Here is a 16,896-nt window from a genome sequence, read left to right as displayed (position 1 = left end):
AAATTAGAGAAAAGTAGCATTAGTTTGGCTTAGGTCCTCGACTAGTTAATTGATAACTTCGTTGAGTTATCGATTCTATCTCATTTTTAAACTTAACACTCCCCAGTATTAACCCTTTATTCACAGTATCACGAATGTCATCAATCAAATTACTGGGGAGTTGGCACTTAAACAAATCTCTATAGTTGGTTTGGCGCTCTTTATCAGTTTCTCCTAACGATAAATATAGGTCGTGAGGTGATAGTAACTTAATCTTTTTACCAAAAGCATTAGCTCTATAACTTGACCAAAAATAATCTGCAGGATCATCCACCATGGATGCACGCACAGGATTGAGTTCTATATATCGCTGGCAGTTTAGGAAATAGCGGCCTTTCTCAATCAAACACGATTTAAAGCGCCCCTCCCATAACGTTCCTGAGCGTTGGTATGTATGATTAAAGTAACGCACATAATATCGCCCAAGGTATTGCATCATTTTTGATACGCCCTGCTCTGTTTCTGGTGTCACCAATAAATGCACATGATTCGTCATAAAAACCCAAGCATGTATTGATACTTTGTATTTTTTTGATGCCTCGTGAAGCCAATGGGCATATGCTGCCATATCTTGATTTGAAGCAAAACACGCTTGCCGATTATTACCTCGTTGAATAATATGTTGTGGGATACCTGCAGGACAAAAACGTGGACGTCTAGGCATAATGTTCCTCCTTGAACAAAAGTGTATTTTTTATTTTATTCGAATTGTTGTTGTGGGCCGGTTAACGAAAAAATGACTTTACTGTATTTTTACTCTGTACTCTGACCCCTTTAGTTATGTTATGTCATTGGTGTGCCTGTCCAGTTAATTATTGACATTGCGCCAGTGACGATCAGAGTCATGTGCATGTGGAGGGGTGCCTAGTACTGTTCAGTCCACATATTGATAAATTCTTGATTACTAGAAGATTTCGTTAGCCAAATAAAAAAGTCTATAAAATCTTCTTCCGACCAAGGATCTATATCCAGATCATCCCAATGATCATATTTCAGATCAATTACCACTTTGCCGTTATAGGTAAACCTAAAATAATGCTGTTCTTCTCCTCTCGTGTGTTGAAATACAGCACAAGGGTCACTTAATAAGAACTTATCATCCTGATAAAAAAAACAAGGGCCATCTACTGTAGCGTAAATACCATAGTATTTACCGTCTAACTTAATGTAATTTCCCAGCTTAGCTATTTTTTTCTCTAGCACATTTGAGGCTGAAAACTCCTTTAAAGGCCCAGCCGAACTGTCGTACTCAAGGATGCAATTAAAAACATCTCTATTTCTGAGTAATTTAGTGTTCATTAATTATTCCCATTCAGCAAGTGCATATGTTTTTGAACATAATCATCTGGTTGCTTGGATAACCACTTGCCGAACCCATCGAGCAACTTATTCACATCAGGATTTGGCCGTGCGGCACTTTCAACTATCTGCGAATAAGTTTTACCTCTCTGAACCAGCAACTCCACACTCGGCCCTAAAGGATCACCATAGCGCTTGAGGTTAACCTCATATATGTAATCACGTAACGGTTCAGGAGTTAGACTTTTATATTCAACACCTAACTGACGACGAGCATTATTTGCTGCTTCGGCTAGTGCTTTTTCTGAGCCGGGCAAATTAGCCATATTTGCAATCGCCTTATCTCGAATTGAATGATCTGTGAGTCCTTGCTGGTATCTGGCGAGTTCAGCAACCTTAGATTCGTACTCTTGGCGCAATGGATTACCTTTAATATCCTGACCTAAGCGAGCTATTAATTCCTGCTCCAAGTCAGCACTTATAGGTGAATTAGCAGCACTATCAGTAATATTCTGAGGCCGACTCGGCTTAAGAAGTCCAGCGACTTTCTCTCTCGTTAATTGAGCAGCGCCTTCAACTTTAGAAGCAAACTGCTTAGCTTCTTGTGCAGCGGTAGAGTTAACTAAGTCATCAGTATACTGTCCTGCTTTATTCGCTATACCCTGCCCGATTCTTTGAGCGGTTGCAGATTTGCCCACTAACCAAGCGCCAGATTTTTCAGCCGCTTTTCCAAGATATGGCATAGTTTTACTGAGAACCGCACCACCAAGAGCACCATAAGCAGCGCCTTTAAGCTGGCCCTTACCAAAATCACTCGCTGATTGCGCTTGACCATCAAAAGTCAACGCATCGAACCCAGCGCCTCCTAAAGCACCACCAGCGGTATAGCTCAGTGTGCCACCAGAAAATACTGAAACATCAAATGAGGCGCCTAACTCTGCACCGCCAACGATATTCTGCCCCCAAACGCTAAGGTAATCTGAAGTGCTTCTACTGTTTCCATTGAAGGTATCGTTGATCATTCCCCCGACCATTTGACCAAAGCCCCAGAAGAAACCACCGATGGTACCCGTGACAGTTCCCACCGCATGCCCATTAGGATCCACATACACTGTCGGATTAGCATATACATACAGGTATCGATGGAGAGAAGGTGGCGTATTGATCTCACCTAAGTACGAGTCTTGATTAATAAACCGAGCAGTATCCGGATCGTAGTAACGCGCCCCAAAATAAATCAGCCCCGTGTTCTCATCATGCTCTTGGCCGGTAAACACCTGCCGATTAGGACTATCCCCTTCTTGCTCAGTAATTTCGCCCCATACATCGGTACGGTAGCTAACTTGAACTTCACCGCTGGTATTGGTGAGGTTGGTGGTGGTTCTGAGTGCACTGTAATGATAATACTGTTCGTCGGTATCGGTATTCAAACTAATAAGACGATCACTGTAGCGGTAATGCGCCACTAAGGTGTCGGTATCCAGTGTGCGTTCTTCGAGTACGGCTTGCCCATCGTAGAGGTAATCAATATTGCCACGCTCACTACCGATATGGCGGATACGCATACCACGGTAGTTGTAGTCGTAGTAGCCTTGGCTATTGGCGGGGTTAGATAAACTGCCTGGCGGGCCTCGAATAACCTGGCTTAGCTGATTACGGCTATCGTAAATAAACTGGCTAAGCTCTTGTGTGGCTTTTGTGTTGTCGGTTTTACTAAGAGTATTACCGTTGTTGTCGTACACATAATCTATTGTCTCCCCCTCTAGATTGTCGGTGATTTGTAGCAGGCGGTTATTGGCATCAAAACTTGAGCTGCGATCTTTTAGCGTAGTACGTGTGCCATTAATGGTCTGCTCTTCTAGTTCACCTGTGCGGTTGTAGTTATTGTCATAGGTGTAGCTAACAGCTAACGTGTTACTGTTATCGTCAGTAATTAGGGTATTTGTTAAGCGGTTAGCACTGTCGTAGGTATAATTGGTAGTTTCGACTTGGCCATTACTAAAGCCGTTTTGAGTTTCGATTTGTTGAGTGCGGTTGCTATTTTGGTCATATTGATAAACGAAGCTAGAAATAAGGTCGCCATTGTCTAGCTCGTTGATCACTTGTGTGGTGCGATCTGCGTTATCGTAGCTATAGCGAGTTACCGTACCATTCGCATAGCTAATACTTGATTGCTTACTGTCGGCGGTATACACGTAGGTGCTAGTGCCGTTACCCGTTGTCGCAGTGAGTAATCGGTTGCGGTTATCATAGCTATAGTTGGTGCTACCTCCGGCGGAGCTTACTTGTAAACGATTGCCGTTATCGTCGTAGCTATAACTGATCGCATGTCCTCGCTGAATATGAGTGATTTCTCTATCGAGTAAATCATAGGTCATGGTTGAAACATCGGTGATGGCTTGGCCGTCTAACAAATTTTGCTTAGTTTCTGTGATACGTGTGGGGTTGTTATTGGCATCATAAACAGTGGCTATGCGGCTGAGTTGCATGTAAGCACTGCCAGCTTCCGGGAAAATTTGAGCTGTCTGCCGATCCAGCACATCAAACGTATAGCTAAAGGTATTACCATTGGGGTCTACCCTGCCTATCATATTGGCTTCAGGGTCGTAACTGTAGATTGTTACTAGGTTATTGGGTTGTCGGTGTTGGGTCTGACGATCAAGCGCATCATAGACATAGCGCACGGTATTGCCATTAGCATCGGTATGGCTAAGCTGGTTGCCGTTATCGTCGTAGGTATACCGAGTCGCGTTATTTGCACCATCGGTAATACGAGTAACTCGATTAAGTGCATCGTATTCATAGGTCATCGAATTCCTAAGTGGCTGTGTCACTTGAGTTCGATTATTGTTTAAGTCATACTGATAAGCTGTTGTTTCAGAAGAAAAATTTGTTTTTTCAACTAATCGATTCGCATCATCATAGGCGTATAGCGTACGCTGGCCAATTTCGTCTGTTAGCGATAATTGATTTTCAGCACCATCGTAGGTCATTAATAGCGTAGTGTAATCCGCGTTGGTAATTCTCGTTTGTAAACCTCGGCCGTTATAGTCGTATTGGGTACGATTACCATTAGCATCGGTAAGGCTGGCTATGTTGCCCTCAGGATCATAGATATTACGTATTAAAATGACATTTTTACTGCCGCTAGGTTTTGTACTGCTTAACAAACGATTAAGTCGGTCATAGGTATGGCTCGTTGTGGTGCCCCGCTTATCAGTTTCGGCAAGTAGATTACCGACGCCATCGTAGGTGTTCACCAACGTTTGGTTAAGTGGGTCGGTGATAACCGTTGGACGGTTTAAGCCATCGTATTGATAATGTGTAGTAAAACCACGACGGTTGGTGATAGATAGCTTATTGCCAACAGCATCGTATCGCTGTTGAACCTGTTGATTGAGCGCGTCGGTTACTGTCTGCTGCCGATTTAGAGCATCGTAAGTATAAGTAGTTCTAAAACCTCGATAATTAGTAGTACTTAAGCGGTTGCTATTGGGGTCATAAGTGTAACTTTGAGCGCGCGATGCACTATTTCCTGCAGCATGGGTTTCAGTAACTACACGATCCAATGCATCGTAGGTGTAGTTATAGTCTGTTCCGATTGCATCGTTGCTGGATAGAAGGTTGTTATTAGCATCGTAAGTATGGCTACTATTGCCACCAACAGGGCTGACTTCGGTGATTAAGCGGTTGAGCAAGTCGTAGGTGTAGCGTGATTCATGGCCGTTGCCATCGACTAGCGAAATTTGATTGCCATTAGCATCGTAGCCATAGGTAGAGGTAAAACCATCCGCATCTGTCACGTTTACTGGTCGATCAATGCTGTCGTAAGCGGTAAGGGTTTCAAAGCCGCGACGATCAACAACCTTCACAACATTGCCATTACCGTCGTATTCGTAACGAGTTGAATAGCCTAGCGCATCTTTCTCTGTGATTTTTCGGTTTTGTCGATCATAGGTGTAATTTGTCGTGCGCCCTTCTTCATCGGTTTCGCTAATGAGGTTGCTGCGTGCATCGTAGACTAAGTGATAAATACCGTTGATTGCATTAGTGCGACGGATTTTTAGATAACGCGCATCATATTGGTACGTGGTGATACGGCCCAAATAATCGGTCTCTGTTAGCACGTTACTTTCGTTGTCATAGGTATATGACATCGTATCACTGGCGGCATTGGTCACACTTAAGCGGCGGTTGCCGCTATCATAGGTGTAGACGGTTTGTAAATTCCGGTAGTCGCTTTCTGACAGCAGGTTGTTTTCCAGATCGTAGGTCATCGACATCCTATTGCCGATACGATTGGTCGTGGTAACACGGCGGTCTAAGGCATCATAGGTATGTTGTGTAGCTTGTCCTAACCAGTCCGTCTCTGACAATAAATTACTATTATTGTCGTAGGTGTAAATTTTACTACCCTCGCCAAAACTTCGAGTAACTTGAGTAACACGGTCACGCTCGTCGTACACATAAATGAGTGAAAGCCCGAGTTTATCGGTTTCACTGATTTTATTACCCTTAACATCGTAGGTATATCGATGACTGAAACCATCAGGATGGTCAATACGTGTTAGGCGATCCAGTGCATCGTATTCGTAATCTATGATATTGCCATTGGCATCGGTTTCTTGCGTTTTACGCCCACGAGAATCATTAGTGTATTGGTAAACACTACTTGCAGGTAATTCGGTACGGGTAAGATTGCCGTAGCTATCGTAAGTGTAACTTGTGGTGCCGCCGTTGCCTGGATGACGTGAGGTTAAGCGTAAACCGCGTCCGTCATAAGTATGACGAGATACATTACCTGCCGCATCGGTTTGCGTTAATAAATTGCCGTTGCTGTCATAGGTATTTTGAATACTGTTGCCATTGCGGTCTTTACGCGTTGATAGCAAACTGTATTCGAGATCCCATGTTTGTGTAATCGTACCTAGAGGGTCGGTTGTTTGAGTAATATTGCCTTGTGTATCGTATTGATAACGCGTGACTCGCCCTAGAGCATCGGTGTAACTGGTCATCAACAAGCTATCTAAGCCTTCATCGATCGTCCATGTCATGCGAGTGGTTTTACCTAAGCTATCATCCGTACGTATAGGGTTGCCAAAGTCGTTAAGTGTATAAGTTGAGGTGTTGCCGTTTAGGTCTGTAACTCGGCGCTGGTTGCTTCCCGATGTCAGGTACTCGATACGAGCACGTCCAGAGTCGCCGGGATACACAATTGTACTAACAATATCTGTACGCTTAGCTCCTTTAGCAAATTCTAATAAGCTAGCCGGAACCGCGCTTGGGCTCATATATTCGTAACGCGTACTATTTCCTCTGGCGTCTGTCGCTGACACCATATTGGCAATATTATCGTCATCATGAATGTCGTAATCGTAACTTTCGTTAAAACTGCCGCGAGCGAAGCGTGTCATAACGCCATTTAAGGCATCTTCTGAAGTATTTTGAGGCGCGTCTGAATAGGCAAATGTTAGAGCAATATTTGTTTCTGGGCTGGTTACTCTAGCAAGACGTGGGGCGTTGTTTGTGTATTGAAAATAATTGAATCTTAAAGTACGACCACTGCTGTCTCTCACGCTATCGACATGCGGCACTACACTATGGTCGCGAGTATAGTTATAAGTCAGCGCGTTACCATTTCGGTCAATCACTTGGCTGACTAGGTATTTGTCTTCAAGATTTAAGGCAACATATTCTTCAGAAATTTCTTCATCTTCGGGAATTTGGGGGTTAAATAAATAGCGTGTGCCATCTTTTGAGGTGTACTCATAACCGTTACTAGTACTGACTAAGCTACCATGAAACCCTCGGGCAGAAACCCAGCGATTGTCGACACGCTTGAATAAGCCGGCATTACTGACAGAGATCAGTGTTGGAACTAAGTCTACATCGGGAAATTCGGATTCGGGTAATATTGTCGGCTTATCACCGGGGCGTACATCTTGCGTCCATTTGGGTAAGTTATTGCCGTAGAAACCATCCGCATCGCCGCGCGCAACGATTTGTAGATAGATATCATGATTGTGATTCCAGCCTGGGCCCATGGGGCTGTTTTCGCGGCCAAGTTCATTTTCATTAGTATAGCTGCGGGTAAAATTAAGTTGTGGTCCAACGCCTTTAAGTTGAATATCTTCACGGCGCAATGTCAACGACCCACGGTGAATACGTGTATCGTGCTCAATCACTTGGCCCAGTAGTTCACTGTTAACCGTATTTTTTAGCGTACCAGTATAGAGGTCTCGGGTTTCTTGACCACTTGCCAAATTCAATTGATTAACCGCAATATAAAACTTGTCGTCTTCATCTATAAACGCTTCTAGGTCGCCGTAAGTTACGACAAAAGCATAAATGCCAGGGGTATAGTCATTAGGAGAAATGAGCGTTCCTTGGCTGTCGAGGTTCTCATCCAGAATCTCAACACTCACAGCACTAGCACCTTCGACGATAACGGGTAATTCTATGTAGCTGTCGGTTGTATCCGTTAATCCATCGCCGCTCGAGTTGGCATCGGCATTAAATGTTCCAATAGAAATACTACGGCCAAGACCTATACTTCTTGCTCTCTCGATCGCATATTCGGATAGGATATTGGCGGCATCGTTATTTGTATAAAGGCGAAGCGATATGAAGTCTTCGGGGTTTAGCTTAGCGATATGGGCGACATTATCGAAGCTGGCTGTTTGATCTGTTCCAATTGTGGCAGCTTGTTCATCTTGCCCAAAGGCAAGTACCAATTGCTGTTCACCGTCAATGGGGGTAAGACGATCACTGTCATTGCCATTCAACGAGTAAAATACCTTAAGGGCTTCATCTCCAGATTCGACAATCGGGTTGTCTGCATCGATAAGATTAACGCTTTCAATCTCGTCGTTTTCATCACGAAACTCGCGCGTTACCTGATCGATTTCAAGTTCATACTGGCTAAACTGGTATTCAGGTCGGTACTGCCATGCATAAGTGGGCAGTGGCTTTTGAGGCGATTCAACATCCTGACCTAGATTACTTCTGAGAATTGACCGGTAAGCGCTATATTCCAATAAGCTCGCCGTCTCAGCAGCTAATGGGACTTTAAAAGGGACGAGCAACTCAGGGCGCGTATCGTAAGGCGCTTGGCTACCCGTAGTGCTGAAGCTAGGACAGCTACTATTGTTAACACATTCTTGTTCTTTAGCCTTGCCAATAACATGGACATAGAAATGCTCGGCGCGTGAGAGGTTGCTGCCTACGCTAATCACTTGAGTTTGTTGACCGGGAGAGATAGCAAACTTTGACAAATCATTGCCCGCATTAACGCCGACCAAATTAGAGCCAGCGACTTTAGCTAAACGCCCAGTCAATCCATAGGTTTCACCATTGTCGAGCCCCATTTCTTCTGGAAATGGACGACCGTATTCATCCAGCCACTCGGTATAAATGGTAATGGTTTTATCGGTTGTTAAGGCTGCACCCTCTGAGCCAATGACATAATTACGATTTTCACCTTCTGTCAGTCCATCTTGCACATCATAATTACGCTCAGCCCACACCTTTAAATTGGGTGGATAAAGGGTGATTTCAGGGACTTCTGTATCTAAAAACCCTGCTAATGGATTGTCGCCGGCACTGGTTAGTTGCACACGTGCTGTTCCGGTGTAGCCGGTTGCTCGATTAATTGCCACAACGCGAACGAGTTCGCCAGAACGTAAATGGTCTGCATCACGATGCCTAAAAGGCTCTTCGAGTAAGTAGTCTGTCGCCCATTCACTATAGCTTTTGTTGCGATCTTCTCGGTCTAAGGCTCCCCCTAGGCTTGCACTGCCATCATCAGGGCCTCTTAACATCACCCGGTAGGTGACTTCGTTATCATTAAGCTGTATTTCTTTCTTACGATTAGTGTCAGCTTCAGCTTGTTTCAAGCCGCGTCGTTCCATAATAAGCTGACCAGTAGATTCGCGAAAAAACAATAAATCAGTATTGCGCAAATCATCCTGACTAATGCTCTTTAAAGTACCAACAGGTTCGTCGAAACGCGGCGCATCATCAATCAAACGAATAACGTCTGGCGCATCATCGTCATCTTCTGGTGGAGAAAAATAAACACCTTGTATATCGCCTTCTGCATCGGCAACGAATACGGGTTCGTCTTCATCTGGATCAACTGATATTGACATGCGCCCACGAACAACGGTATCTGGGCTACCATCGTCATTAAGATCATAATAAGGTGCTACTTGCTTTTCAGCACTTTCGTCAAAAGCGGTGTAGTTTGTTGTGTCACCGATTGCTACCCTTTCATTGTCTAGATTACGTAATGAAATTTTTCCACCAAGGAACATGACATCAACAAAAAAGTTGGTTTGATAAAATGGTCGGGTGGTTGTGGCAAGAATCCCCTGAACCGCTGAAATCGCGCCTATGGCTCCCAAACTAGTGGGGTTTATGACGGTCGCATAGCAGTAGTATGAGTGTGGGTATTGAATAAAGTATGGGTGTAGTGCGGATCCTGTCGGCATAAAGTTACGATAGGTTAATTCTGCCCAAATATAACCATCAAACCAAAAGCCACCCGGAGGGCAAAGAGGATAAATGGTGATCAAGCTATATCTACCGTCGTTACCTGTCACTGTGCCACCTAAGCCGTCGGTAATCGGTGTAAAAGGCACGGGGCCAAAAACGGTATCTTCTTGGTCAACACTGCCTAAATCGAGATAGCTTTTTTGTGGTTCACTCGGGTCACCAAAATAGCCCACACGAAAGCCAATATTTTTTTCTGACTGGGTAATAATTTGGCCATCGCGATTCATCAATAAAGAGACAATATTGTCGCCTACATCACTATCTTGAGATAAATCATAGGGAAACGATAATAAAATTAGTGACTGGGGATCTGCCGATAAGCGGTTCGTTTGCCCACGAACAAGAACACTGTTCACTCCAGGTGGCATTGAAGACTCAATTTCTGTGACATTATCTGCGGCTAAAAAAGTGGAGGACTCAAACTCACTACTGCTCATCAACTCTGCGCCTTGTGCCAATGTATCAGCGTATTGGGCTAAATAAGCGGTAAGCTGTTGTTGATAGAAACGATAATCGGCAGCAGACACGACGGCAACATCACTCACTGACAGTCCACCGGTGGATACCGTACCCGCTTCTGAGCCATCTTCATTGTACTTAACCAAGATAGGTTGGCCTGTTACAGGATCGATAACAACAGACCTTGAAAGTACATAACCACTGCTGATATCCATATTAGGTATATCACCGATATAATAGGCATGCCCTATAACCGGCAGTAATACTAATCCGGTGAGCCATAGGCTTAGCAGTAATTTTGACATCAAGGTTTTAATCGTTAATAAATACATTGTTATTTTCTTAGTTTATGAGCGTGGGCTAAGGTTGCAGCCTTGCTTTTAATTCTTGGATAGAAATTTCATTATTTGCATATTGCTCCATTACTTGGGCGAGATCAGGGGTAACCTGCGCATAGCCAAGATAGTCAAGAGACTTTAGATGCAGCACACCTGTGCTAATGACACGGTTATTTTCCATGCGGCCTACGCCCACTGGCTCGACGACATTGTTTTGTTCGTTGTAACCCAGTAACACAACATATTGGTAGAACTCATCATTGATGTAGTCGTAATTACCACGTAATGCAGGGATTTTAATACTGACACCTGCGTTACCTTCGAGACTAATCCCTTTAGGTTGAACACTGAATAGCCAATGCGGTATTGCATTTGGCCATATGGGTATTTTGATGTGCTCGAAAGGTAAAAACTGAGTATGGATGTTGCCAGAAGACCTACCCTGACCAAAGTCAGCCGTTGCTTCGGCAAGATCTAAAATAAGATCACCACTCGCTAAGTTATTACTGCGGCCACTAGAGAGTTGCTGAAAAGGTGTGTTTTTATTTAACTCTTGTAATAAGTAGCGAGGTAATTTATTTGCTCTATTACGCTGAACGGTAATGCTCGTTTTAAGACTACCAAATAGAGGGTTTAAAAGATCACTATTCACCAGTAAATCGTAAGTGCCTCCCGGTATGACTTCACGTCCACTTTCTTGATAGCCAAAAGCAAAACCTCCATCACCGTTTGTTGTCGCTGAACGGCCTAACTCGGGTATATCGACACGAATCCCCGATAATGGCTGTCCGAACTGATCGGATACAGCGCCATTGATAAATGTAGGTAATTCACGAACTTTAAATGTCGTACGCGATAACTCAGTTCCATCATAGGTAATATCAACAAAGATGTCGGCACCAAAACCAAACATTCTTGATGCGGAAAACGCCACAACCGTATTACCCGGAACGGTTTCAGTGTTCCCTGGCACGGTCACTAAGTCGCGGTTTACATTTTTCAGTGTATAGCCTTTAGCTTCTAAAAAGTCTAAACCTAGCGGGTCTTCGTTAACATAAGTTTTTCCATGCAGTGTTTCTCTAACATTGAATAATAGTAGTGAAGGATCAATTTCGCGATTGAAATATAGTTCGATGGTTGCGTTGGGCTCGATGTAAAGTGAATTGTTGGTGGGTTCAACCCTAACTAATTCTAGTGGCACAGTATTGGCGTCTTTGACATTAATAGTGCGCTGGGTTTGAGCCACTATGTCACCGTTGCTATTTTTTACTTGATAAATAATTGTTTGCTCAGCAGTGCTAGTTGGAATTTGAAGACTACCACTAGCGAGTTCTCCATTAACTGACAATGTAGTTTGGGTTGCTGCTTGTGACTCAATGAAGGCGACAACACTGGTGTTAGTTTGTAGGCCTGATAATTTAGCAACAAGCTGAACATCGAGCGACTGACTATTACTAAGTAATTCAGTATTGGCACTGGGTAATAAAGCCTCTATTGCTGTGGTTGCCGTATTATTCAATAAAAATTCAAGTGTCCCTCGATTACCGCTCCGATCATGAGCGGTAATTGCAACAGGAATTGTTTTTCCAATATCAACGTTAATCGCCGCGGTGAATGTATAGTTATCTGGTTCATTGGTAGGTTCGAGTACAATTGATTGCCCATTAATCAATACACTTGATAAGTTATTATCATTGACAATGCCTTGAATAATATAAGGTGAAGTATTAATCAGCGTTGCTTCTGGCATCGTATTAACGTTGTTACTAATGATGATCGTAGGGACATCACTATCGCGGGTATAACTAGCATTTAAGGTACTGGTTTTACCAAGGCTGTCTGTGGCGGTAATGCTTACTGCCACTTGTTTAGCGTCTTCGCTAAAATGAATTAATTCGGATAGGTTGTAACTCGTTAAGCCGCTACTAGGCTCTAAAAGCGTGGTTCCATTGAGCGCAACGCTGAGTGGACCTGCGTTACTTTCTACTTGCACAGAGACTCTGAAACTATCCTGATTAAATTGTGCACCATCAGCGGGAGTCACCAATGTAAGGCTTGGTGGATCAATCGTATCGGCATTATCAGGTGTAAAAAGTATATTCAATGATTGTTCATCAACACCATCGTCACTCTGAATTTTTAGCGTAAATGCATTGGGGCCATATTCCATGGGAATATCGGGAAGCTCGAAGCGGTAGATCCCTGTTTGAGATGTACTAATAGGTGATAGTAACCACTGATCAATACTAAAGGTCAGTTGGTCTAGTGGCAGTAGCGTATGAATCTCACCCTGAACAGTGATTGTCTCAGTAGTGACAACACTGCCATCTACGGGGGTGACATTAATAAACCGTGGTGGTGATTGTCGGTCAATAATGACGCCTGTTTGGGACTGATTACCTGAAACATCCTGAGCCGTAATCACCAATTGATTTTCCATCACTTGCAATGGCACTTCGATATCAAAAATGCCTGTTGTCGCATCGTAGGTGCCACTGAAACTAGAACCACTATAACGATCAGACACGATAGAAACTGACTGGACACCAGAATAAGGTTGCGGTGGGTCAATGACCTTACCGGTAATTCGTACACTGTCTGACTCGACAGTTTGAGATAGCTGATCAGGAGTGATCGCAGGCGCAACGGTATCAGGATAATCTGAAACATTGTCTGGGTCTGTACCTAATTGCTCTTCTATTGCATTGTCGAAACCATCGCCATCGCGATCGGCATCTGAATTATCACCGACTCCATCACCGTCTTGGTCTTTACTCTCTGTGGCGTCTAGAGGGAAAGCATCTTCGTCGTTATTAACACCGTCTCCGTCAATATCACTATCTAATGCATCTGGCACACCATCACTGTCAATATCTGAGGGGGTATCTGTGGCATCATTGGGATTAGTCCCCAATGTTGTCTCATCATCATTGCTGATTCCATCACCATCGCGATCCGTGTCACTATTGTCACCAATATTGTCGCCGTCTAAGTCACTAGATTCTGTCGCATCATCTGGGAAAGCATCAGTCTCATTGTTAACACCATCACCATCGCGATCATCATCAATATCATCAGGAATTTTGTCACCATCAAGATCGGGTGGAGTACTTGAAGCATCACTAGGGTCAGCGCCGTAGCTGGCCTCTAACTCATTACTAAAACCATCACCATCACGGTCAGGATCAGTGTTATCACCGATACCATCATTGTCTAAATCACTAGACTCGTTCGGATCATCCGGAAAAGCATCTTGATCATTGTTGACATTATCACCGTCACGATCGGGATCTATAGCATCAGGAATACCGTCGCCATCAGAATCTTTTTCTACACTGGTATCGTCGTAAGGATCGGTACCCGATGCTATCTCTGCTTCGTTGCTAACACCATCCCCATCAGCATCTTCATCGACACCATCATAGATAAGATCTCCATCTAAATCGCAAACACGACCAAAATCTGTCACTTCTAATGGGGCGCCTCGATAAGCAATGTGTGCCCGATTACTAAGAACGATATTTTTTGCATTGGCGCTACCAAACAATTCAGAGGAATGTTTCATCCTTAAAGAGTTAGCGGCATACATGAAGGCACTAGCTCTGGCACGGCTTTGCATCGTAATATTTTTGTAACCGTATAACAGTAGCTGGCTCGGACTGCCTTCACTGTTAAAAATCATATTTAACTCGGCACGGTGTTTTAGGTTTATGTGTTCTTTGACGAAGATTCTAGCAGTGCCCTCACCTATTACATGTACTTGAGCATATGAATCAATTGTGAGGCGATTAAACCAATAGTCACCCGGCACTAAATTCAGTTGCGAACCGTAACCTACATGGACATTACGCGCAAAATATTCGTTATTTTCGCCACTAAAAATTAGGCTGCTGTAGCGCCTTAAAGTAATGTCAGAATACTCAATTCGTTGATCGTCACCGATGATATGTTCATTGCCGTCGTTAAAATACACTTTGTCAGGAACCGATGACTCGATAAAATCGGGAAGACTTAATGGTGACAACGTATTACTGTCTTCGTAGCAGAATGCATCCGTACAGGTGGGTAGCCATGAACCATAGTTGGCTCGTATACGGTTGCTTAATAAGCCGTAACTATTGACCGAAGACAGCCTAGCATTGTAACCAAACTGAATCGTTCCCTTATCTGAGTGAAGTTGTGCAGCATTAGTAAAAGAGGCAAGACAAGCATTAACATAACCTTCTAAGCTATCAGGCTCGCCATTAAAGTTAGCATCTTCAGGCACACTATCGGCGTCGTAAGGATCTGTTCCTACTTTTATCTCAACAGTATTTTTAAAACCATCATTGTCAATATCGTCATCTAAAAGATCGGGAATACCATCATTATCAGTATCTTGATTGGCATCATTGCCACAAATACCATTGAGTAATGTCTCTGATAAAACTGAATCAGAATAACGTATTGTGGAGTACGCACCGACGTCAATATTTTTAGCGCTAATGGCTCCATGAACACTGACAAATGAAGATAGTCGAGTACTATTTCGGCTATAAAATACACCTGCTGCTCTTACTGACGGACTAAAGTATAAGTTTTTGCCGGAATAAATCAGTAGTTTCTCTGGCGTTTGTTCTCCACCGGCATTGTAATTCAATTGACTATTCCACTTAAAATGCGCCCCGTGCTTGATAAATAAGCGCACCGGTTCATTGCCGAGCACATTAATTGTCAATTTACCTTTGGTGTATAACCTGTCGATCCAGTAATCACCCGATGCTAAATTCAGCGTAGCATCATGGCCTGTACGTAGTGTCTTTATAGCGTATTGTGAGAATTGTTCGTCAAACGTTACTTTACTGGCATAACCTAAATTGAGCGAATTGAACTCGCTACTCAAGCCTTCGCCGATAACCGTAGATCGGCCCGAAGGAATACGAATATCTGCTTTGCTGTCATTTACGGGAAACGAAAGCCCAAAAGACTCTGAAGGTGCACCAGATGCCTGACAACTGCCATCGACACAACTCTGTTTACGTGGAGTCCACCAGCGGTAATATTTTTGATAATAGTTAGGTTGAATAACTCGCGAGGTTGCTAAAATATTATCAGGATTATTGAGTAACTGAGCATTTTGTTGGAAGCGTATCCAACCTCGGTGGTTGTGTGTCTGTAACCCATCTGAATAAAATAACTCACAACTTTGAGCGATCGCTTGAACGCTGCTCATAGTGACAATAAGCAATAGCAAGCAACTTTTGCCGTTACGGACAAATTGCCAAAAGCTGCTAGCTAAGCGATTAATGTGATTCAAACTGTGATCCCCATTTATTCCATAGGTCATTGGTATTTTTATAGCCGTTTATTATTTTGTTTTATCTGAGACCGCGAATTCAATATTAGTTTCTTTTACTGCTTTTTCAGATGCTTTTTTTACTGCTTTTTTTAATTGCATTGCCGTCAATTTTTTACGAATAGTATGACTGACTTCTGCCAGGGGTGCAGGTGTCAGTGTTTTAACATCGATGACTCGCAAAATATTTGGTCGACCTTTAATAAAGACAACATCTGAAGTCCGACCTTTATCAAGATTCTTTAACGTGTTTTCTAATGTTGCATTTAACAAACCCGGCCGCATAGTGCCTTGTTGATATAATAAACCTGAAAAAACTGCGTTACTGTTGACTTCATCTCGCCAGTTTTTTGCCGCTTTTATAATTTGAACACGGTTGTTAAGTAACTCATCTCGTTGGCCTTCTGATAATTTCTCCCCGGCCTTCAACAACTCAAAAATCTTGGCCTTGCCTCCACCAAATTCATCTTGATGACTGTAGTAATAGTTTTGCACCATTTCACTCGAAATAGGAGCAGGAACGGCGTGTTCCAACAAGAACTCTTTGACTAACAATTCTTCTCTATGAAAAGCAACTTTTTGTTCAATACGTTCTAATTGATTTGTCGCCAGCGTTTGTTCCATTAGCTGTCGCATTGCGCTAGAAGCAATTAAACTTTTTAATACTTTGTCTCGAACCTTAGCATCATTATCGATTTGACTGGCTTGAGAAAACTCTGCACGTAATAAAAAATCGACATCACTTTCTGTAATTGTTTCGCCGTTCACTTTAACCAACACATTTTCATTGTTGGTATCAATTCTATTGCTATGTTGATCATCGCAAGCAAATAGTGATACTAAAGATAACACGCAAAAAATTCGGCAAAT

At 43.2% G+C, this 16,896-nt stretch carries 5 protein-coding genes; all 5 read right to left on the bottom strand.

Going from position 1 to position 16,896, the window contains the following annotated elements:
- Positions 1-19: 19 nt before the first annotated feature.
- Complete coding sequence (locus ACZ5O6_RS05960) at positions 20-703, bottom strand: transposase (RefSeq protein ID WP_447090913.1); 684 nt, start codon at positions 701-703, stop codon at positions 20-22.
- A 200-nt stretch (positions 704-903) separates the two neighbouring features.
- Complete coding sequence (locus ACZ5O6_RS05955; protein ID WP_447090912.1) at positions 904-1,338, bottom strand: hypothetical protein; 435 nt, start codon at positions 1,336-1,338, stop codon at positions 904-906.
- A complete protein-coding gene (locus ACZ5O6_RS05950; RefSeq protein ID WP_447090911.1) occupies positions 1,338-10,685 on the bottom strand; it encodes an RHS repeat-associated core domain-containing protein in 9,348 nt (3,115 codons plus the stop codon). Before ACZ5O6_RS05950 ends, ACZ5O6_RS05955 begins: the two co-directional genes overlap by 1 nt.
- A gap of 28 nt (positions 10,686-10,713) precedes the next feature.
- On the bottom strand, positions 10,714-15,987 hold the full coding sequence (locus ACZ5O6_RS05945; RefSeq protein WP_447090910.1) for a hypothetical protein: 5,274 nt from the start codon (positions 15,985-15,987) through the stop codon (positions 10,714-10,716).
- Positions 15,988-16,038: 51 nt separating this feature from the next.
- The gene (locus ACZ5O6_RS05940) at positions 16,039-16,878 is read right to left on the bottom strand and encodes a peptidylprolyl isomerase (protein WP_447090909.1); all 840 of its coding nucleotides are present in this window, start codon (positions 16,876-16,878) and stop codon (positions 16,039-16,041) included.
- Positions 16,879-16,896 lie beyond the last annotated feature (18 nt).

It is taken from the genome of Eionea flava, assembly GCF_055393785.1.
The sequence above is the reverse complement of the archived record's forward strand: the minus strand, read 5'-3'. Positions and strand labels throughout refer to the sequence as shown.